Genomic DNA, 21,088 nt, shown 5'->3' with positions numbered 1-21,088 from the left:
TACTTCTTACTTTTGCGCTATGGTACATTCTTTTGTTTTCTCGCCCTTTCAGGAAAATACATATGTAGTAGCCGATGACGCAACGAGCGAAGCAGTTGTAATTGATCCGGGTTGTTACGAACAGCATGAGAAAGAAGAACTGGCACGCTTTATTGAAGAGAAAAGGCTGAAAATAAAGTACTTGTTACTCACTCATGCGCATTTGGATCACGTGTTTGGCTGTGCATTCGTCAAGCGGAAATATGGCGTAAAAATGTACCTGCACGAGAAGGATCTGCCTATTTTCAACGATGTGCCTGCGCGAATGGCGATGTTTGGGCTTCGGGGCTACGATCCTGCCGAAGTAGACGAATACTTGCATGAGGGCGAGAAGATTAACTTTGGGAGCACCACCTTTGACGTTGTTTTCGTGCCGGGCCATGCACCGGGGCACGTGGCTTTTATCAATCACGCGGAGCGGTATGTCATTGGAGGCGATGTGTTATTTCGCCGTAGTATTGGGCGTACCGATCTGCCTTTTGGTGACTTTGAAACGCTGGAAAATAGCATCCGAACCCAATTCTATACGCTACCGGATGATTATACAGTCTATGCCGGGCATATGCAGCCAACGACCATTGGCCAGGAAAAGCGGTCAAATCCGTTTGTAAACGAATAATATCCACCAAAAGCCTACCTTCTTGAAGTCTCTTTTAAAACACGTGCCCAATGCCATGACCTGTGGCAACCTGCTGTGCGGGTCCATTGCCGTAGTGCTGGCTTTGCGCAATGACTTGGTTACAGCGGCATGGCTTATGATTGCGGCTGGCATTCTGGATTTTGGCGATGGTTTTGTGGCTCGAATGGTCCGGGTTTCGGGACCATTCGGTAAAGAATTAGACTCCCTGGCCGACATGGTAACCTTCGGCCTTCTCCCGGCGATACTGGTCTTTCAACTTTGCCTGCAACAGGGATGGGGCGACGTGGCATACGTGGCTTTTTTGATTACCATTTTATCGGCCTTACGTCTGGCCAATTTTAACATTGACACGCGTCAAGCTGAAGGGTTTATTGGGGTTCCAACGCCAGCAAATAGCCTGATGATTGCCTCTTTTCCGCTAATGGCCCATTATCAGCCGCAATTTAATTCGTGGTGGCAGAATGATATTACGCTAGGGTTTCTGATTGTTTTTTCGTTTATGCTCGTTGCCGAACTGCCCCTATTTGCCTTGAAATTTAAATCATTTGGCTGGCAGGAGAACCGGATTAAATATATTTTTCTGATTACGTCGGCCCTGCTCTTACTGTTTTTGCAATTCGCAGCCGTACCACTGATTATTTTACTGTATATCCTTTTGTCACTTATAGGTAAAAAGTAGTGAACAGATAGCTTTTAGCCGCAAGAGCAGTTTATTTTTGGCCGAGGGATGAGTCTACTTCCTTTAATCGCTGGAAAGCTTGTTGCAGAATTGACTTTCTTCTCTGAAAAGAAATTCTGAATCTGCTAGTGACAGCTTTGCATAACCCGCTCATAAAACAAGCTGACAAAACTCATGGCTAAATCTTATCCATTTTCATTGACGTTTCCGTATAAAATTGCTTAATTGAATTAGTTAAAAATCTCATTAATGACTAGTACCTTAGTGAGGTTTTTTAGTAACGGAGTATTATGAAGTATGCAACCATCACGGGCTTAGGTTATTATGTTCCCGATAATGTGATTACGAATGAAGATTTGACCCAGTACATGGAAACCTCTGATGAGTGGATCCAGGAACGGACAGGGATTCAGCAACGCCGGTATTTCACGTACGGAAAAGACACCAACGCCAGTATGGCTGCCGCTGCTTCGCGCATGGCCCTTGAACGGGCTAACGTGACGGCCAAAGAAGTTGACCTAATCGTCTATGCAACCATAACGCCAGATTACTTTTTTCCCGGTTCTGGCTTTCTAATGCAACGTGAACTGGGTATGGATGGAATCGGTGTCATTGACATTCGCGACCAATGCTCGGGCTTTGTTTATGCGCTTTCCATTGCGGATCAGTTTATCCGAACCGGTACGTACAAAACAATTCTGGTCGTCGGGTCAGAAATACAATCGACCTGGATTGACAAAAGTAACCAGGGCCGGAGTGTCGCCGTCATTTTTGGTGATGGTGCCGGGGCAGCCGTAGTACAGGCAACCTCCGATCCGGCGCATCGCATACTTTCAACGCACCTGCACGCTGATGGCCGCTTTGCCGAAGACCTCTACGTGAAAGATCCTGGTAGTAGCCGCCCAAACCGCTCAGCAACGAAGGAGATGGTGGATGAAGGAGGCTTTAATGTAGTTATGAACGGCAATGCGGTGTTTAAACACGCCGTTGTGCGGTTCACAGAAGTAATTCAGGAAGCTCTAAAAGCCAATGAACTTAGTCCGGAGGATATTTCGTTGCTGGTACCCCACCAGGCCAATATCCGGATTTCTGACTATGTTCGCCAGCAATTAAAGCTACCGGAAGAGAAAGTAATCAATAACATTCAACGTTATGGAAATACAACAGCTGCTTCTATCCCCATCGCCTTAAATGAAGCCTGGGAGCAAGGCCGGGTTCGGCCAGGCGATTTGGTATGCCTCGCTGCTTTCGGCAGTGGTTTCACGTGGGCGTCAGCCCTGATCAGGTGGTAAAAAAATCCGGGCCGGATTCCTTTACCATTTTCGAAAAGACCTTAGTAGGCCCCAACCGACAACATAACTAATGTACAGCCATGAATGGGCTCAATCCCTTCCTGAATTAATTCCTGCTCAAAAGCTGGGTTTTCAGTTCCTGGATTGAAGATCACTCGTTGTGGTTTCAAATGCTTAATGTACTCCGTGTAGCCTGGCTGATTTTTTGCAGATACGTATAAAGTAACTGTCTCTATATCAGAAAGTTCTGGTAGGCCGGTTTGAATTGGGTTGGATCGGATTTGGCCCTCGCGCAAGCCAACCATTTCAATATCGTGTCCGTATCGTAACAAGCTATGAGCGGCTCGATTGGCGTAGCGATCTGGATTTTCAGAAGCGCCAATAATCAGTGTTTTTCCTTTTTTCATGTTCGTTTAATCGATAGCTATCCTTATAACCTTGATGGATTAAATCTGGTTCTCAATCTCTTTTTAACGGATTGGGCCAGCCATTTACCGGTGAAAAAAGTTGTTTAGTTTTTCACAACATTTGTTAAACAAGTTTGTTCATATAATGTAGCTACACTAATTTACCGAAAAATTAAGCCATCGTCTGTTTTGGATATACAATAAAAAAAGGTCGTTTCAGGCGCTTAATTGATGTTTTGACCGTTTGTTGAATGATTGGCTATACCCTTGATGAATGAAGAAATATCCATATTTTGTAAAGTGCATTAATCATGAGTGAGAGGAGATCAAGTAGTTATTGGAACGAGAAATGGGTGGCTATTGTCTTTGACGGGCTTGAAAATCCTCCCCGTTACGAGGTTTCAAATTTTGGGAGATTAAAAAGTTTTCAGACTGAGCCTAAGGAAGGGACTATTATTAAGGGATCTGTTATTCAGGGGTATAACTCACTCAACATTCGGACTGCTGGGAAAACGCTGAATCGTTACGTGCACAAACTGGTGGCAGAGTTTTTTGTCGAGCGCAATCAAACGGATCTGGTGTATGTGATTCATTTAGACCATGACAAAAAGAACAATCATTTTCAGAACCTGAAATGGGTAACTAAAGAGGAGATGATTGAGCATAACCGCGAGAATCCAGCGCTTCTAAACCGGGAAATGCCCCGCCGCACCCGGAACTACAAGCTGACGGAGTCGAAGGTGAAAATGATCAAAAAACTGCTTAAAAACGATAAAAACCGGCTAAAAATGATTGCCAAGCAATTTGGCATTACGCACACTCAATTGAATCGCATTCGTTCTGGCGAAAATTGGAAGCACGTAACTATTGACGGCGAATAGTAACTAGCGCTTTACGGTGCGTTTATGATTCGTCACGGGTGGTACTGACAAGGCATCGGTTTGAGGAATGGAAATAAAGAACGTTGTTCCCACATTTTCCACTGTCTCAAACCAGATGCTGCCACCTGCATGCTCAATGCCTCGTTTCGCGATGGCTAGCCCCAGGCCCGAGCCGCCTTGCTTGGTGCTGAAATTAGGAAGAAAGACCTTAGTCCGGATTGCTTCCGGAATGCCCGCCCCATTGTCGCTAACCTCAATATTGATATTTCCGTCATTAACGGCCAGCTTCAACCGAATAGTGGGTTTTCTGCCAATAGGCACCGATTGTATTCCATTAATAATCAGGTTAGTAAGTATCCGGCCTATTAGCTGGCGATCACCGACAATCATCACGGGATGCGGCGCAATGCTCCGTTCCAGCGAGATTTTTCCGTCATCGGCGTACAGATCCGCGGCTTTATTAATAACCGTAGTGATTTCAAAAAGCTCGTTCTTCGGGAGGGGCATTTTGGCAAAATCCGAAAACGAAGTGGCAATGTCACTCAGGTTATCAATCTGGTCCAGGAGTGAGTTTAGCGTACGTTGAATGCCACCCCGGCCTTCCTGACTATCTTTTGGAAGCGTTCGCTGTAGATGCTGGAGGGTTAACTTCATGGGAGTCAGCGGGTTTTTGATCTCGTGCGCAACCTGCTTAGCCATTTCGCGCCAGGCTGATTGTTTTTCACTATGCGACAAGGCCCGTTTGTTTTCCTCTAATTTCAACAGCATTTTGTTGTATTCAGCAATCAGAACGCCAATCTCATCATCAGATCCCCAGGGTAATGGTTCGTTCAGTTTATCCAGATTTGTCCTCCGAATCTTCTGGGTAATCATTTGCAGTGGCTTGGTTAGACTCGTTGAAGCCCAGTAAGATACAAAGAAAAAGACGAGCAGCAGTCCGGTAAAAACGCTCAAAACGGTCGAGATGACCTCAATAAGTTGCCGGTCCAGCTCAGCCTGGGAATCAAAATGAGGAACGCCTAAGACGCCAAGCAATTTGCGGTCCGTTGATTTGATGCTAACGTAAGCAGTCCGGTACTTCTTCGTACCGAGCGACTCCATGAGCAAAACCTGATTCTCTTTATCGTCAATCAAATGGCGGTACGCCTTGGGATTAATGTATTTCGACAGATGCCCGCTTTCATAAAGCAACGGCTGCGAAGAGGTCCAAAGCTGGCCATTAGGCTTAAACAGATTAATGTCAATTTCTGAGCCCCGGGCAATTTTCCGCATTTCCTGCTCCATGTAGGCTTTGCTGGACTTACCGGCCAAAAAATTCTCGATATAAGGCAGAAAATTAGAGGCAATATTCTTCGTGTTGTTGATGTACGTATTCTGTTGATTTGCGTCGAAATTCGAACTGATAGCGCTTAATGTAATGACAACAATCAGCAGCAATGGCAGAAAAAAGGCCAGATTTAAGAGAATCTGGGTCTTTGTGGAGTAATTGAGCCGGTAATTTGACAGACTGTGCCGGATGGCGTAGGCGAGTATAATACCCAGTACATACAAAACCAGCGTCAAATATTGAAAGGAGAAATTAGCCAGGATGTTTTTGAGGGGGTAGGCCAGCGAGGACACAACAATCAATCGTCCATTCTTGCCTCGCTGCGCAATGTGCTTGTAGCCATGATGCGAAACGCCGTCTTCGTATAAAGCACTGGTTTCCAGTAGCTCCGTAGGCATACGGCGTTCATAATTATAACTACCTACGCTCGACACCACGTGCTGCTGCTTATTAAAAACAGCGTAACTATAGGCCGATGTCTCCGGTGCCTGAACAAACTGACGCTCGGCGAGCTGGTCTAGGCTTGAGCTTTTAAGCCGGTCCTTGCGCATCTTTAGATCAAGCACTACATGCCCGAGGGGTCGGCTGCCGCGTTTGATATCAATAAAACAGATATACTGCTTTGTAAATCGATTATTAACATCGTTGATAAAGAACAGGTCGGTGTATTGGGTTTTATAAAGCGGCCGACGGTAATTATCCTGGTAATAAAGGTATTCTGGAGCAAATTGCCGATTATCCAGAGGAAGCCCTTCCGCATTAAACGACAGTACTTCAACATCATAGCGGTCAAAGTATTTGTCGAGATGAGCGCTTTTAACGCGTTGCTGAATGCGCTCACGGCCAAGCAGGGTATCCGTTAGCAGCGTTTGCTGGATGCTGTTATCCTCTTGAATAGCCTGCTGGGTTTTCTGAAGCATAAACTCACCCAATTCATCGTTTTCGGACAGAAGCTGCTGGCCAAATTCCTGTTTGTTGCTGACATCCTTTAACGTTTCCTGTTTGTAAACGACATAGGTGGATAAAATAGCACAGATAAACGCCCCCAGCAGAAGGTAAGTGGAGGTTTTGTAGCGGAAAGCAAATAATACTCTTGGAAAGCGGCTACGGTAAAGAATCAAGTAATACAAACCATTGAGAATCAGAATCCAGTCTGGCCGGAAGCCGCATAGCCACAGGAACATTCCCGCAAGCAGACTGCCGATGACAAGCCATCCAATACCGGGCAGGATGCGTTTGTTCAACCGGATAAAAAGCAGACTCAAAACATGCAGAACAAGAAAATAAATCGTCGAAATAGCTACAAATATCAGCAGGCAGGTGATCTTGAGCGAGGTAACAGTTATGCTTAAAGTAATATCAAGCGTAAAGTTCGATTGAGCATAAATCTGGCTTAATTCGACAAAACAGCTATAAAACAAGAAGTAGCTCAGTACAACCAATAAAATAGACACAAGCCCTTTGGACCACTCCGGTTGATGCAGTAGCCACGCATAGAGTTTGAATCGGTGAATGGAAACAGCCAGGTACAAGGCTAGTATACCCACACAAATGGCATTCAAAAGCAGATCTCCCAGCGAAGGCGCCACTTGAGATGAAGTATAGAAAATAGGCTTAAAAATTGCAGACTCTATCAGCAGAAAGGGTACTTTGAAATAAAGCATAACGGCCCGTAGCAGCGCCAGGTAGCCCAATAGTAGCATAAAACCCAATTCACGGTTCCGCCGCTTTTGCAGTTGCCTGATGGTGGAAATCAAGAACAAACCCAGCATAAAGACCGATACCAGGCCCAGAATAACGGTGTTAATTGGTGCCGTTTGCGCGTAATACGCGGCTTGCTCCGGAGGGGATACCGAAAAGAGAAAGACTTGATTGGCTGCGTAAATGTTTTGCAAAGGCTCCTGCGAACGGCCAGCCGCTACCTGTTTTGGTGCTTGCGGAAACAACCCTGGGTTGTAGGTCGAACGCAGGTAATTGTTTTCGTTCTGGTAGGAGCGGTAGATACTAACCAGCGAAAAAACCTCAATGGAGTCACCGGGTAGCCTGAGCCGGTTAACGAGAAACTGGCCTTGCTGGAGTGAAACAAAGTAGGGATACGATGAGCTTTCAAGGCAGTCAACTTCCGGAATAAAGCGATGATCAGACCAGTAAATCAGCCGTTGGTGGCGGAAAATAAAATAAGGGTGAACCGTGGGTATTTCGCAATTGGCAAACGAATAATCCCGACTTTGCTGCAACTGTTGAGAAATCTGCTGTAGCTCTTCGGTGCTTTGTGTTAATTCCTGTTGAACCCGATGCTGAACTGTTTTGAGGTATCGCTCATCAGAAGCGCTAATGGACCCCTGATTAGCCATAAAATAGCAGGCAGCAGAAAGTCCCAAAGCCAGAAAAGCAAGCAGGAGAAAGAGGTATTTTTTAAGAAAAATCACAAGTGGGTTCTGGGGCAGTTTTCAATGTTCACCCTAAAATCATGCCAATATCCCCTTTGTTGGCGATTCAACAACAAAAATAAGGAAGAATAATGCCTGTTAAATGACCTCTGGTTTGGATGGCTCTGGTTTCTGAACCGTAAAGCCCGCACCCGCTTCACCTTCGCCGTAGCCAACCTCCACGCCAAGCACATAAAGCAAATGTTTTTTGTCAATAATAACCCGCACCCCGTCCACTTCGTAGAGTTGGTCGGTAGTGCCCGGTTGATCGAAACCCAACAGCCACGAAGCGCCACAGCCACCCCCTTTTATTCCTACCCTAAGTCCGTAAGAATCAGGGATTTTGTTTGCCCGCAAGGTGTCCAGAATCTGTTCGCGCGCCTCGGGGGTAAGACCAATCGGACGGTCAATTAAATCGGAAACTAGCATACATATTTCGAATTACCCACCGAATTTACAAAATTTGCTGTAGTTTGATTCCTGATCATTATGAACCTTGTCGCAGAATTATTACAATTAACCATACCCGCTGGGCTTGTTCTTTTGGGCATGTACCTGGCTATCAAGGCCATGCTGGAACGTGATTTCCGAAAACAGCAGCAGGAAATTCGCCATCAGTATAGCGAGACCGTCATTCCAATCCGGTTACAGGCCTACGAGCGCATGACCCTTTTTCTGGAGCGCATCAGTCCGAACAATTTGCTGTTGCGGATGGGTGGCCAGGAATTAACGGCGCTGGATCTTCAGCAGTTGTTGCTCCGCGAAATCCGGGATGAATACAATCACAACCTATCGCAGCAGGTATACATGAGCCAGGCGAGTTGGGACCAGATTGTGCAGGCCATGAACGAAGTGGTGGCTTTGATCAACCAGGCGGCTAGCGAAGTAATGCCCGATGCGCCCGCCCTGGATTTATCGAAAAAGATTTTTGAACAGGTGATCCAGCAAAACAACCAGCCGGTAGCTTTGGCGTTAAAAGTCATTAAGGAAGAAATTCAGCAAACGTTTCTGTAGCTTACATAAGCGCCGCAGACTGGATTAAAGCGGTTGCCAGTTCCGTTTTATCGATGGACAAGCGAGCGCCATCCTGTTCCAGCACCGCAATGATTTCTTCCGTAGGTAAGTTACCCGTCAGGTCATCTTTGGCCATCGGACAGCCCCCAAAGCCGCGTAAGGCGCCATCAATGCGTTGGACGCCTGCCCGCGTGGCTGCCCGCACTTTGCTCGCTGCTTCGCCGGGGCGGGCGTGGAGGTGAGCCCCGAACTCAACGTCTGGAAAGTGGGTAATTAAGTAACTGAAAAGCAGTTCGATGCTTTCAGGCGTGGAGGTGCCCACCGTGTCGGAGGGCGCAATGATGCCAATGCCAAGTTGGACCAGTTTTTCGGTAAACTGCGCAATGATTTCGGGGCTGTACGGATCGCCGTAAGGATTACCAAATCCCATGGATAAGTACACCACAAATTCCTTTCCGCCGGACAGGCAAAGGGCTTGGATGGCAGCTACTTCGGTGAAAGCCTGCGCGATGGTCTTGTTGGTATTCCGAAGCTGAAACGTTTCCGAAACGGACAGGGGAAAACCCAGGTACCGAATGGCTTCGTGTTCCATGGCCTGTTCAGCGCCCCGTTGGTTGGCAACAATAGCCAGCAGCTTTGTGGAAGTAGCCGATAAGTCCAGGCCAGCCAGCACCTCGGCGGTATCGCGCATTTGGGGAATGGCCTTCGGAGAAACAAACGACCCGAAGTCAAGAGTATCGAAGCCCACCCGAAGCAGGGTGTTCAGGTAACGGATTTTTTCTTCCGTGGGAATAAAGTTCGCCAGACCTTGCATGGCGTCGCGGGGGCATTCAATGATTTTCATCAGCGTGTGGTTTGGTAGCCCAATGCTCCGCCCTGAAGGTAGAGAATCCGGCTACCAATCACAACGCAGGATTGTCGACTTATATTCCCAAAAAGCCGAGAATCTCCGCTTTGTTGGCGGTATAGTATTGCTCCGCGTACTCTTTCATGGCCCGAAGGATGGCGGGACGTTTTTCATCCAGACCAATGGGTTTCTTATTGATCTCATTACGAATGACGGCGGGTGCTTTGGGACTATTAAAAGAAAGGTTAATCCGGTGATAATGAGCTTGGGGCAGTACCTGACGCACATAGTAGTCCGAAACCTGAACATTGGATTCCGTCAATAAATCAGGCAGGTATTTTACCCATTGAATTTCACCCCAGTCGCCCGTACGGATGCCCGATTCAGGAATATTATTCTGGTTGGATGTGCCACAGCCGATGGAAAACAGGTGCAAGTCGTTGATTCCCAAACCGAGGCCTTTTTTAAGCCCTTCTGGGTAGCAATCTTTCTTTTCCGGGTCGTCGTTTGCATTAATGGCAAAGGCGACGGCAGCCATAGCCGGGTGATTGAGTGCAACGCCACCGTCAATATATTTGCGGTCATAGATCGGAAAGTAAGTTGGCCCAGCCGAAGTTCGTAACGCCAGATCCACTAACTTTTCATCTTTATGTTTCATTAGAAACGAATTAAAAATAACCGCCCTGAAATTGATTGGTTCGTTCTTTTCAATGGGATTAAGGTCAAAGCTAGGCACCATAAGAATCTTCTGACCGTGGTACGGCAGCGAGCGGGTAAAATCAACGTCACGATTTACGCGGTCGTGGACCTGCCCCAGCGTTGTGTCACCGAAAAGGTCTTTTAAAATTTGCGTAAGGTGCTCATTTGAGTAGTCAGCGCCTGTCTTTTTACCTAAATCTTTCAGATCGTCTAGCCAGTCATCGTAAAAAATATCATTCGCTTTGTCCAGATAAAGCGCCAGCAGGTCTTCCGTAGGGATGCCGAAAAAAAGCCCAATACCAATAATACCGCCGGTTGACGTACCGATGATCAGATCGAACAGCTCGGTAGGTGTTTTGCCAGTGTCTTGTTGTATGCAGTTAAGAATGGCAGCCGGAATAACCCCACGGGTGCCACCGCCATCAATGGAAAGAATGCGTAATTTTGTGCTCATTTTGGCTCGATTTAGGAAAATAGGCGTAACCCAAATCTACAAAATGATGACTATTAGTTAATTAGGGGTTTTTCCGGTTTTGTAAACGCATTTATACGCTTTTTCCTAATCAAGAACTGACGCTTTCAAGAATTCGTTATCTATTTACAGTCCCGGTGCTAAACCAGGCTGCTAACAACAAATTATAAACGGAATTAATGCTTTACCCTGAGTCTTTCGAACAGAAATTAGGTTTTGATAAAATTCGCGATCTGCTGCGGCAGGCTTGTTTAAGCCCGCTGGGACAGTCGTACGTGGAGAAAATCCGGTTTTCGGACAACTTTCAACTAATTGAAAAAATGCTTCGGCAGGTGGCCGAATTTAAAAATATTGTTCAGTATGAGCCCGACTTTCCGTCCTCCAATTACCTGGATATTCGCCCTCAGTTGCAGAAGACCCGCATTGAAGGAATGATGCTCTCGGAAGAAGAGTTTTTTGAACTGAAATTAACCCTCCGAACCATCCAGCAATGCCTGCGTTTTCTGGAAGCCAAAGAAGAGGGGAGTTACCCGTACTTGTCGGAACTGGCCGAAGTAGTAACGATAGATAAAAAACTGACCGACGCCATTGAGCGCGTGATCGACGACCGGGGCCATGTTCGTGACTCAGCTTCACCGGCCCTGGCGGATATTCGGCGGCGCATCATTTCGGAGCAGGCTGGTTTGCGGAAAAAGCTGGATGGAATCTTGCGCAATGCCCGCCAGCAAGGTTGGGTGGCCGATGATGTTTCCCTGACCATTCGGAACGGGCGCATGGTTATCCCGGTGGCGGCGGAGCACAAGCGTCGCCTGAAAGGATTTATTCACGACGAATCGGCAACGGGGCAAACGGTCTTTATCGAACCGTCGGAGGTATTTGATACGAACAACGAAATTCGGGAATTAGAATACGAAGAACGCCGGGAGGTGCACCGCATCCTGCGCGAATTGACAGATACGTTACGGCCCTATTTGCCTGATCTTCACAAAGCAACGACGTTTCTCGGGCTGGTGGACTTCATTCGGGCAAAGGCGAAATTAGCCAGCCAAATGGCCGCTGATCTTCCCGAACTGGTGAACCAGACGCTAATTGACTGGCAGGGTGCGCGCCACCCCTTGCTGTACCTTTCCTTTGAAAAACAAGGAAAAAAAGTGGTGCCGCTAAGCATTCGGCTGGACCAGAAACAACGGATTCTGATTATTTCCGGACCGAACGCCGGAGGTAAATCGGTGGCGCTGAAAACCATCGGCCTGTTGCAGTATATGGTGCAGTCGGGGCTACTGATTCCGGTGTATGAAGGGTCGAAAGCGGGTATTTTTCAAAACCTGTTTATCGATATCGGCGACGAGCAATCCCTGGAAAATGACCTAAGTACGTATAGCTCACACCTAACCAGCATGCGCACGTTTCTGACGCTTTCCAACAAGCGGACCTTGTTTCTGATTGACGAATTTGGAACCGGAACAGAACCAAGTCTGGGCGGGGCCATTGCCGAAGCCATTCTGGAAGAATTGAATAAATCGGGTGCGTATGGCGTCATTAACACGCACTACACCAACCTGAAAATGTTTGCGGATAAAACCCAGGGACTGGTTAACGGGGCCATGCGCTTCGATGGTGAAAACCTGGAACCGCTGTATACGCTGGAAGTTGGCCGACCGGGCAGCTCGTTTGCGTTTGAAATTGCGTCCAAGATCGGTCTTCCGAAAGCCGTTATCGAGCGGGCCAAAGACAAGCTCGGAACCCAGCAGGTAAATTTTGAAAAACTGATTAAGGAACTCGATATTGAAAAGCGCATCTTCTCGGAAAAAAACCTGGAAGTGGGCATCAACCAGCGAAAACTGGCCCAGCAACTCGCTGAGACGACCGCCCTGCAAACCCGCCTTGAAAACGATCAGAAACGAATCCTGAACGAGGCCAAGCTAAAGGCAAAAACGCTGGTTTCAGAAGCGAATCAGCGCATCGAGAATACCATTCGGGAAATTCGCGAAAACAAAGCCGAACGAGAGCAAACCCGGCAGGTACGGCAGAAGCTGGAACAGTTTGACCGTCAGGAATTAGTAACCGAAGTACTGGTTGATGAGCCGAAGCGGGCCAAAGCGCAGGATGCGGAAGAAGAATTTCTCCCCGCAGAAGGAGCCATTACCGTGGGCAGTTACGTGCGGATTCAGGGACAAAATGCCATTGGTCAGGTGCTGGCTTTAAAAGGCAAAGACGCCGAGATCAGCATTGGCGATCTGAAGTCGAACATAAAGCTAAACCGGCTGGAAAAAGTAAGCCGAAAAGTGTACCGCGAAGCAACCGGGGAGGCGGCCAGACCCAAAGTGCAGGGCATTGACCTGAACGAAAAGATGATGAGTTTCAGCTTTAACCTGGATATACGCGGTAAACGGGGCGAAGAAGCGATGGTTGAATTGGATAATTTCCTGGACAATGCCATTATGCTGGGCTATCCTGAACTGCGCATTGTGCACGGGAAAGGCGATGGGATTCTGCGCAATCTGGTCCGGCAACACTTGCGGTCCTTTTCTCAGGTTGGCCCTATGTCCGATGAACACGCAGATCGGGGCGGGGCAGGCGTTACCATCGTGAAAATGAAATAAATAGCTTTAAAGGGGCTGCTGGCTGATTACCGTTTACGAAAGAGACTGTAAACTAATTGCATATTTCATATATGTTAATTAGTTTTATTCGTCCTCTTAACTGTCTGGTAATTAGTACCTATGAAAAAAGATTTGCCCGAAAAATTGCTGCGTTTCGACGTGTTGCGGGCGGTAGCAATACTTAGTGTATTCTTTTTCCATTTTATGATGGAGTTTTCAAATGAATTGACGTACAAAAATCAATTCGTTTTAGACACGCACCAGCAGCCTCTGATAAAGTTTTTTTACACGTTCTTTCCCGCTGCCTACGGAAATTCTGGAGTCAAGTTATTTCTGGTTATCAGTGGCTTTTTGATTCATTATTCTTACCTCCGAAGCCAGCAGGAAAAATTGGCGTATCGCTCCTTCATGATGCGTCGTTTCTGGCGAATTTATCCTCTCTATCTACTGGTTCTGCTGTTTTTTTCGTTCAGCAACGAGCATTATAGCCTCTCCATCCTGACGACCAAAGAAGGGTTGATTTCGTTTTTTGCGCACGTGTTTTTGCTTCATAACTTGTCAGATGCGACCTTTTTCGAGATCAATCCGTCTTTTTGGAGTCTGGCGTTAGAGTGGCAGTTTTATCTCTTGTATCCTGTTTTTCTCTGGTTGCGCTCCCGCTTTGGCATTCAAAAAGCCGCCTTCGGACTGCTGGCCCTAAACCCGATTTACATGGCTTGGATCGGCTTAAATGATCCAAATGCCCACGCTCAGCCAGCGCTAGCCTTATCGCTGGTAGCTACCTGGGGCATGTGGTGCCTGGGAGCCTGGCTAGCTGAGAGCTACGTAAATGGTACCCGACTTTTCAAGGTGTCAAATACGTTTTTGGTATTGTTTACGCTGGCCTATTTTGCCGCAAAATATTTCTTTGTCTGGTTATACGTGGCTGCCTTGTGGGAAACAATTATTTGGGCCATTGTTGCTGAAAAATACATTTCGCAACCGCAACGGCCTGCCTATCGCTGGGAAATTATATTGGTGCCTGTTGGCCTTTGCAGCTACAGCCTTTACCTGATTCATCAGCCGCTACTGCAACCCCTAAGCAATTACATCAGCGTTTTAGGGTTGTCTAAAAGGATTAATGTGCTTAGCCTACTCGACTCATTGCCTATCTTGGTCATGTTGTTCTTGATTGCTTATTCCATGTACCAGCTCCTGGAATTACCCATTATCGAGCTAGGGAAAAAGTGGCAAAAAAAGTCCGCGCCACAAAACCCGCTGGGAGCATTTGTTGACAAACGGACTTTTATGAGTGAACAGGAACGCTAGCTTTAGAAGCCAATTTTTCCTTTGCGACCTTTTCCGGCGTTGCCTTCGTAGTATTCTTTTAGTTCGCGCAGTTCTTTTTCAAAACCACTGTTCAGAATCGGGAATCGGCACCATGTTTTTGGATCCAGATTCTCGTCGTCGAGGTGGAAAGAAGGGGCATAGCGTTCTCGTTTCCATTGATTTCGGCTCCACAGACGGAAAAATCGATCGACTGACAGATAAAGTTTTTCGCGGGAATACTGTCCGTTAAAAACAACATCCAGTCGTTGCAGCACTTCTTTGGGCGATTGCTTGTCGCGAATGCCAAACTTCTCGATGGCATTCAGGACATCGTATGGCATCAAATCTTCCTCATCGGTCTGGTTGCGTTCGAGCGGACGCAATTCGGCGGTAGGCTGGAGGCTATTTACCTTGGCGAGTCCCGTTACTTTGAGGTGGCCGCCAACGCCTTCGGTTTCGGCCCAGCGCAACCACTGGCGCAAATACTGCTTGTCGATGCCAGCAATGGGTGAAATACTTCCGGCGGTGTCACCATCCATGGTAGCGTAGCCTACAGCTGCTTCGGAGCGGTTGGAAGTAGCGAGTAACAAGGCATTTTTCACGTTGGTTAGCAGCCAGGCGCTTGGAGCCCGGACACGCGCCTGAATGTTTTGTAAAGCCAAATCATCCGTATCCCAGCTTAGTTTTCGCCCTAATTGCTCTTCAATAAGCTTTGTATAAGTCTCCACCAGACCATTAATATTGATGTTGTAGAAGGTCGCGTTGATGGATTTAGCCAACGACTCGGCGGATTCGTAGGTATCCGTAGAGCTATTTTCAGTGCCCTGATACATGGTGGTTAACAAGGCGTTGCAAATCTCTTCTGCCGTTGTAAACTCCTGAATGCCTCTGATGTACGATAATTTCTGCTTCAAACCACCAATGCCAATGCTTTCTTCGGCCAGCTTAATCATCAGAAATACCAAAGCCGCCAGCGCTGACGAATCGGCCCCACCGCTAAGGGACAGCACAAAGCCGTATGAGTGGCTTTTTCGTAGATAATCAAACAGCGACAAAGCCACCGCCCGCGCAAATTCTTCTTCTTTCAGGTGATTACCGCGTTCCCAATATTCCAGCTCGGCGGTAGGCTGAACAAACGTAGCTTCCGGCCAGTTGAATGGGGCTTGAACGCGCAGGTTAGGAAACAGACCCGCTGGATTTGCTTTACTCTGTACCTGGCTCAGGCGCGTATCATCCACATCAATTACAGCCGTAACAATCAGGTGATCGGCATAGCTGAAGCGAGGGCTGGAAGCCACCAACTGGCCGTTTGACGCCATGAAAGCATCCCCGTCGAAAATGGCTCGCCCCGACTCATTACCCAGCAAGTTGCAGTAGATATAGCTAACGCCAAACGCGCGGGAGCCATCGAGCACGAAGCGTTCGCGGACCTGCGATTTAAAGAAAGAGAAGTGGCTGGCACTGGGATTCAGGATAATATCGGCTCCCCGGTCGTGCAGGCTGCGTCCCGGTCGGTTAGCAATCCAGGCATCTTCGCAAATCTCAAAACCGATTTTGACGCCGGATACGTCGAATAGCAAATCGCCCACCGGATAGGTAAACTCACCAATCTGAATCTCATCCCGCAGGCCGGGTTGCCAGGGCTGAAACCAGCGGGTCTCGTAGTGAATACCATTATTGGCTAAATATTGCTTACAGACAAAGCCCAGAATGCGCTTGTTCGCAATGAGGCAAGCCGTGTCGTAGGTTCTGTTATTAGCCAGACGCAGTGGCAAGCTCACGGCAACAACAATATCGCCCGTGTGAGGGACAATATCCAGCAAGGATTGTTGGGCCTGTTCGATCAATTCGTGCGAGAAAAACATATCCTCGCAGCCGTAGCCGGTGATGCAAAGTTCGGGAAGACAAAGCAAGCTAACGTCCTGACTTTTGGCTTCTTCGATCGCATTAATAATGTTTCGGCGGTTATGCTCCCAGGCCATCGGGATTTGATTCACAACGCCAGCGGCAATTTTCAGTAGTTTCATGCAGCGATTTTGTTCCTGTTAAGGCAATAACAAATATGGATCGAAAATAGATTTAGAGGCATGCATTCTCCGGCTAATGCCACCTAGTTATCCGTTTCGGAGCTGCAATATCAGGTTGGTCTTCAACTCATGCAACTGCTGCTCCAAACCAACCGGATAAGTGTGGGGATTGGTAAAGCGTTTAATGCCGGGGTGAAACTGCGCCAGTTGCGCTTGAACCCGCTCCCGGATCTCGTGAATGGTTGGGCTTTCGTAAACTACTTGCCCCTGCTGAACAACGGGAACAACCAAATCCTCAAAAGGGACTGCTAGGCTAAAAGTGCGTCGGCGGGTAAAATCCAGCGGATCAATCATCGTGGTGGGCAGGGGCGGCGGCATTTCTTCATTGAAAATCATGTCCGCGACAAAGCCTGTCGAGTCGCGAAAACGTCGAATCTGCTGAATTCCCGGCGTTGATATTTTAATGGTTTGCTCGGATAATTTCAGTTTATAGTCCCAGCTTCCCGTTTTATTGCGGATGGCCGTCAGCTTATAAACGCCGCCCAAAGCAGGCTGATCGTAAGCGGTTACCAGTTTGGTGCCGATTCCCCAGATGTTGATGCGCGCGCCTTGTTCTTTTAGGCTGACAATTAACGTTTCGTCCAGATCGTTGCTGGCTACAATGCCCGTGTCGGTAAAACCCGCTTCGTCGAGTAACTTACGCGCTTCAATGCTGAGGTAAGCCAAATCACCGGAATCCAGCCGGATTGCCGCCAGTTTGTGCCCGCGCGAACGCAGTTTTTTGCCCGCCTCAATGGCATTTCGAACCCCATCCAGGGTGTCGTAGGTATCAACCAATAAAGTGACGTTGTTGGGAAGAACGTCTGCGTAGGTTTGAAAAGCCTCCCATTCGCTGTCAAAAGACATAACCCAACTGTGGGCGTGGGTGCCGTTTACCGGAATGCCAAACAGTTTGCCCGCCAATACATTAGATGTTGCATTGCCGCCGCCAATGTAAGCGGCACGACTGGCTGTTAGCCCCCCGTCAATTCCTTGAGCGCGGCGCAAGCCAAACTCCATGACGGTATCTTTCTGCGCGGCCAGGCGAATCCGGGCGGCTTTGGTGGCAATCAGCGTCTCAAAATTGATAAGCGTCAAAAGGGGCGTTTCCAGTAGTTGGCATTGCAAAATCGGTCCCTGGACGCGAATCAGTGGCTCGTTGGGAAAGACGACCGTACCCTCGGGAACAGCATCAACCGAAACGGTAAGACGCAGGTTTTTCAAATAATCCAAAAAGGCAGGATCGAACAAAGGCTGCGCGTCATTGCCTGTCAAGGTGCGCAGATAGGCGAGATCATCGTCGGAAAAACCAAAATTAGTTATATAATCAATAACTGTTGCCAAGCCGCAAGCCACGGTAAAATTGCCCTGAAACGGAGCTTTTCGAAAGTACAGGGTAAAAACAGCCTCTTTGTCGGCGCTACCGGATTTCCAGTATCCGTAGGCCATCGTGAGTTGGTAGAGATCGGTAAGAAGGCTAAGGGAGGTATGATAAATTTTTTCGAGCATGGTTTTTCAGGTCTTCTTCTATAACTGAGATTTGGCTAAATGGGTATTAAAACCACTCAAATAGCTATTTAACCATTCGCCACAATGCCAGAATCCGGTGCAACCCAACGCCCTGAATCGTCATCTATCCCGAAAATAGAAGCCACAAAAAGGCCTTATGATGTATCGACCAGTCATCCCTTTTTATCAACCATTTGTGTAAGAAAAGGAACTGGGTTATACATACTACCTAACTTCGCACTGTACTTCGGAATAACCTAACAACAAATACTAATGAAAACGTTTACACTACTTGGACTAGTACTTGGAATAAGCACTTTGGGCGTTCAGGCCCAGGGTCCAGCCAAAGGGAAAGTTAGCGGAATCGTGCTAGACGGTACGCAGAAACCGTTTGAGTACGCAACCATGATGCTATTGCGGGCCAAAGATTCCACCCTGGTGAAAGGGGCGGTTTCGGGTGCGGCAGGTAAATATGAGTTTGAAAATGTGGCTGGTGGTCGCTATCTGGTCGGTGGGAGCATGGTTGGGTATAAGAAGGTTTATTCCGAAGCCTTTGTGATTGATGAGACGACCAACGAGGTGCAGGTGAAAACGCTCACGATGGCAGAAGAAACCAAGAACCTGAAAGAAGTCAATGTGGTGGCGAAAAAGCCTTTCATTGAGCAGGAAATTGACCGAACCGTTGTAAACGTTGAAAATAGCATTGTATCAAGTGGTAGCACAGCCCTGGAAGTATTGGAGAAAGCACCGGGTGTTACCATTGATCGCCAGAATGACAACATCCAGTTAAAAGGAAAAGGCGGAGTTATTGTCATGATTGATGGCAAACAAACGTACCTGTCTGCGCAGGAAGTATCCAATCTACTGAAAAATACACCAAGCGATAACATCGAAAAAATCGAGATTATCACCAACCCTTCTTCTAAATACGATGCAGCCGGAAACGTTGGGATCATCAACATCCGGATGAAGAAAAACAAAAATTTCGGTACCAATGGAACGGCCATTGCCGGGGTAGGCTACGGACGCTACGAAAAAGCAACCGCTAGTTTAAGCCTGAATCACCGGGTTGGCAAAATCAACGCCTTCGGCAATTACAGCTTTTCACACAACCGTCGCTTTCAGGAAAATGACCTGAATCGGATATTGCCTGACAGCCTGGGACGCCCTAAGTATTTTGATCAGGCTTCCCGCCGTCCGAACGTAAGCAAAGGTCATAATTTCCGGGGGGGGCTCGATTACTTTATTAATAAGAAAAGCACCGTTGGGTTTCTGGTAACGGGTTTTGTGAACGACTGGCGGCAGGAAAATGCGTACAACGAAACCATCATTCGTGATTTTAATCGGCAGGTCATTCTCAAGCCATTTACAGATGTAGAAATGAGAAACCAGCTGACAAACGTAACCAGCAACCTGAATTATAAATATGATTTTGACGGTAAAGGCCGCGAGTTAACCGCCGACCTGGATTATTCTCGGTTCAACGGGAATTCGTATAACCAGCTGAATACGACTTACAACGGTCCCGAAGGATTCCCCATTCAGCCAATGGAGCAGATTCGGAACGACATGCCTTCCACCATTGACATTTGGGCGTTCAAATCAGATTACGTGCATCCGCTGAAGAAAGGAGCTAAGTTTGAGGCAGGGGTGAAGAGCAGCTACGTCAACACCGACAATAACCTGATTTTTGAGGATTTTGTAGACGGGAAATGGCTGTTTAACACCGAGCAGAGTAACCAGTTCAAATACACGGAGAAAATCAACGCAGCTTATGTCAATTACGCCGGAAAATTAGCCGAAAATCTAACCTTGCAAGTTGGCTTACGCCTCGAAAATACCATCTCGAGAGGAAACTCGGTTACGATGAACAAAATCGTGGATCGTAACTACACCAACCTGTTCCCAACGCTTTTCTTATCGCGTCAGGTTAACAAAAATAACGTTCTGAATCTTTCGTATAGCCGCCGCATCGACCGTCCTAACTACCAGAACCTGAATCCGTTCCGTTTTTACCTGGATCCGTACACCTACCAGCAGGGCAATCCCTACCTGAAGCCACAGTTTACCAACTCGTTTCAGTTGACACACGTATACAAAGGGGCTATCTCAACCACCTTGGGCTACAGTCGCACCATGGATGTAATTGTTGACGAAGTGCCGGGGCAAATCCCAGAAAGAAACATTACGTTCGTCACATCCGACAACCTGGCAACGCAGGATAATGTAAACCTGACGGTTAGCTTCCCGGTGCCCGTGACGAAGTGGTGGAACATGCAGAACAACATCAACGTTTATTACAATAAATTTAACTCTCCGTACCTGGGAGCGCAGTATAATGTTGACTTTGTTGCCTTTAACTTATATTCATCACAAAACTTCGTGTTAGGCAAAGGGTTTACGGCGGAAGTTTTCGGCTGGTACAACTCCAAAGGACTATATGGTTTCTATCGCTACGAGCCACAAGGGTCTTTCGGTTTGGGAATTCAGAAAGCCCTGCTTAACAAAAAAGCCAATCTGAAATTAAACATCAACGATCCGCTTTGGTTGAACAAGTTTAGCGGACACGCTAAATACCAGGATATTGACTTCCGGGTTGCGTCGCGCTGGGAAAGCCGGATTGCCCGTCTGACATTTACGTACCGCTTTGGGAATCAAAACGTAAAAGCCGCCCGCCAACGGAGTACGAGTACGGAAGCCGAGCGCAACCGTGCAGGCAGTGGCAATTAAAAATATAAATACTAGTTTAGGTTAAGAAAGCCGGAAAGCCGTTCCCTGATTGCGGGGCGGCTTTTTTGTTTGCCTATTTTGAGGCTGATTTTCAGTCCTGTTTTTCGAAAAATTAAGCCGAGTTAGCCCGTACGTGTCGAAAAAGG

The 21,088-nt window shown here is 47.5% G+C and carries 15 protein-coding genes; 8 read left to right on the top strand and 7 right to left on the bottom strand.

Annotated elements, in window-relative coordinates; genetic code table 11:
* Nucleotides 1-19 precede the first annotated feature (19 nt).
* From L0Y31_RS18710 to L0Y31_RS18700, 3 genes are all read left to right on the top strand, one after another.
* Nucleotides 20-658, top strand: coding sequence for an MBL fold metallo-hydrolase (locus L0Y31_RS18710; RefSeq protein WP_234734613.1), 639 nt, complete (start codon nt 20-22; stop codon nt 656-658).
* A gap of 22 nt (nt 659-680) precedes the next feature.
* Nucleotides 681-1,358, top strand: coding sequence for a CDP-diacylglycerol--serine O-phosphatidyltransferase (gene pssA, locus L0Y31_RS18705; protein ID WP_310587111.1), 678 nt, complete (start codon nt 681-683; stop codon nt 1,356-1,358).
* Between the two features lie 290 nt (nt 1,359-1,648).
* Nucleotides 1,649-2,650 carry a 3-oxoacyl-ACP synthase III family protein gene (locus L0Y31_RS18700; RefSeq protein ID WP_234734612.1) on the top strand — a complete coding sequence of 334 codons (1,002 nt, stop codon included), beginning with the start codon at nt 1,649-1,651 and terminating at the stop codon, nt 2,648-2,650.
* 41 nt (nt 2,651-2,691) lie between these two features.
* Here L0Y31_RS18700 and L0Y31_RS18695 read toward each other — a convergent pair whose 3' ends face one another.
* Nucleotides 2,692-3,057 carry a CoA-binding protein gene (locus tag L0Y31_RS18695; RefSeq protein WP_234734611.1) on the bottom strand — a complete coding sequence of 122 codons (366 nt, stop codon included), beginning with the start codon at nt 3,055-3,057 and terminating at the stop codon, nt 2,692-2,694.
* Between the two features lie 311 nt (nt 3,058-3,368).
* Here L0Y31_RS18695 and L0Y31_RS18690 point away from each other — a divergent pair, with 311 nt between their 5' ends.
* Nucleotides 3,369-3,938: an NUMOD4 domain-containing protein gene (locus L0Y31_RS18690; protein ID WP_234734610.1), complete on the top strand. Its 570-nt coding sequence runs from the start codon at nt 3,369-3,371 to the stop codon at nt 3,936-3,938.
* 3 nt (nt 3,939-3,941) lie between these two features.
* Here L0Y31_RS18690 and L0Y31_RS18685 read toward each other — a convergent pair whose 3' ends face one another.
* Entirely contained in the window at nt 3,942-7,694 is a 3,753-nt protein-coding gene (locus tag L0Y31_RS18685; RefSeq protein WP_234734609.1) for a sensor histidine kinase, read from the bottom strand.
* A 99-nt stretch (nt 7,695-7,793) separates the two neighbouring features.
* Nucleotides 7,794-8,123, bottom strand: coding sequence for a HesB/IscA family protein (locus L0Y31_RS18680; protein ID WP_234734608.1), 330 nt, complete (start codon nt 8,121-8,123; stop codon nt 7,794-7,796).
* 60 nt (nt 8,124-8,183) lie between these two features.
* On the opposite strand from L0Y31_RS18680, the gene L0Y31_RS18675 reads away from it, so the two are divergent.
* The gene (locus L0Y31_RS18675) at nt 8,184-8,708 is read left to right on the top strand and encodes a DUF7935 family protein (RefSeq protein WP_234734607.1); all 525 of its coding nucleotides are present in this window, start codon (nt 8,184-8,186) and stop codon (nt 8,706-8,708) included.
* Nucleotide 8,709: 1 nt separating this feature from the next.
* Here L0Y31_RS18675 and L0Y31_RS18670 read toward each other — a convergent pair whose 3' ends face one another.
* Together L0Y31_RS18670 and L0Y31_RS18665 are read right to left on the bottom strand one after the other, a co-directional pair.
* Entirely contained in the window at nt 8,710-9,552 is an 843-nt protein-coding gene (locus L0Y31_RS18670) for a hydroxymethylglutaryl-CoA lyase (protein ID WP_234734606.1), read from the bottom strand.
* Nucleotides 9,553-9,631: 79 nt separating this feature from the next.
* Nucleotides 9,632-10,708, bottom strand: a complete 1,077-nt coding sequence (locus L0Y31_RS18665) for a patatin-like phospholipase family protein (RefSeq protein WP_234734605.1) — start codon at nt 10,706-10,708, stop codon at nt 9,632-9,634.
* Between the two features lie 197 nt (nt 10,709-10,905).
* On the opposite strand from L0Y31_RS18665, the gene L0Y31_RS18660 reads away from it, so the two are divergent.
* The gene (locus tag L0Y31_RS18660) at nt 10,906-13,329 is read left to right on the top strand and encodes an endonuclease MutS2 (protein ID WP_234734604.1); all 2,424 of its coding nucleotides are present in this window, start codon (nt 10,906-10,908) and stop codon (nt 13,327-13,329) included.
* A 120-nt stretch (nt 13,330-13,449) separates the two neighbouring features.
* A complete protein-coding gene (locus L0Y31_RS18655; RefSeq protein ID WP_234734603.1) occupies nt 13,450-14,637 on the top strand; it encodes an acyltransferase family protein in 1,188 nt (395 codons plus the stop codon).
* A 2-nt stretch (nt 14,638-14,639) separates the two neighbouring features.
* On the opposite strand, the gene nadE is transcribed toward L0Y31_RS18655, so the two are convergent.
* Nucleotides 14,640-16,664, bottom strand: a complete 2,025-nt coding sequence (gene nadE, locus L0Y31_RS18650) for an NAD(+) synthase (protein WP_234734602.1) — start codon at nt 16,662-16,664, stop codon at nt 14,640-14,642.
* A gap of 87 nt (nt 16,665-16,751) precedes the next feature.
* On the bottom strand, nt 16,752-18,212 hold the full coding sequence (locus L0Y31_RS18645) for a nicotinate phosphoribosyltransferase (protein WP_234734601.1): 1,461 nt from the start codon (nt 18,210-18,212) through the stop codon (nt 16,752-16,754).
* Nucleotides 18,213-18,485: 273 nt separating this feature from the next.
* On the opposite strand from L0Y31_RS18645, the gene L0Y31_RS18640 reads away from it, so the two are divergent.
* Complete coding sequence (locus L0Y31_RS18640) at nt 18,486-20,942, top strand: TonB-dependent receptor (RefSeq protein ID WP_234734600.1); 2,457 nt, start codon at nt 18,486-18,488, stop codon at nt 20,940-20,942.
* Nucleotides 20,943-21,088 lie beyond the last annotated feature (146 nt).

It is taken from the genome of Tellurirhabdus bombi, from assembly GCF_021484805.1.
GTDB lineage: Bacteria > Bacteroidota > Bacteroidia > Cytophagales > Spirosomataceae > Tellurirhabdus > Tellurirhabdus bombi.
Note: the sequence above shows the minus strand (reverse complement) of the source record. Positions and strands in the feature narration are given on the sequence as shown.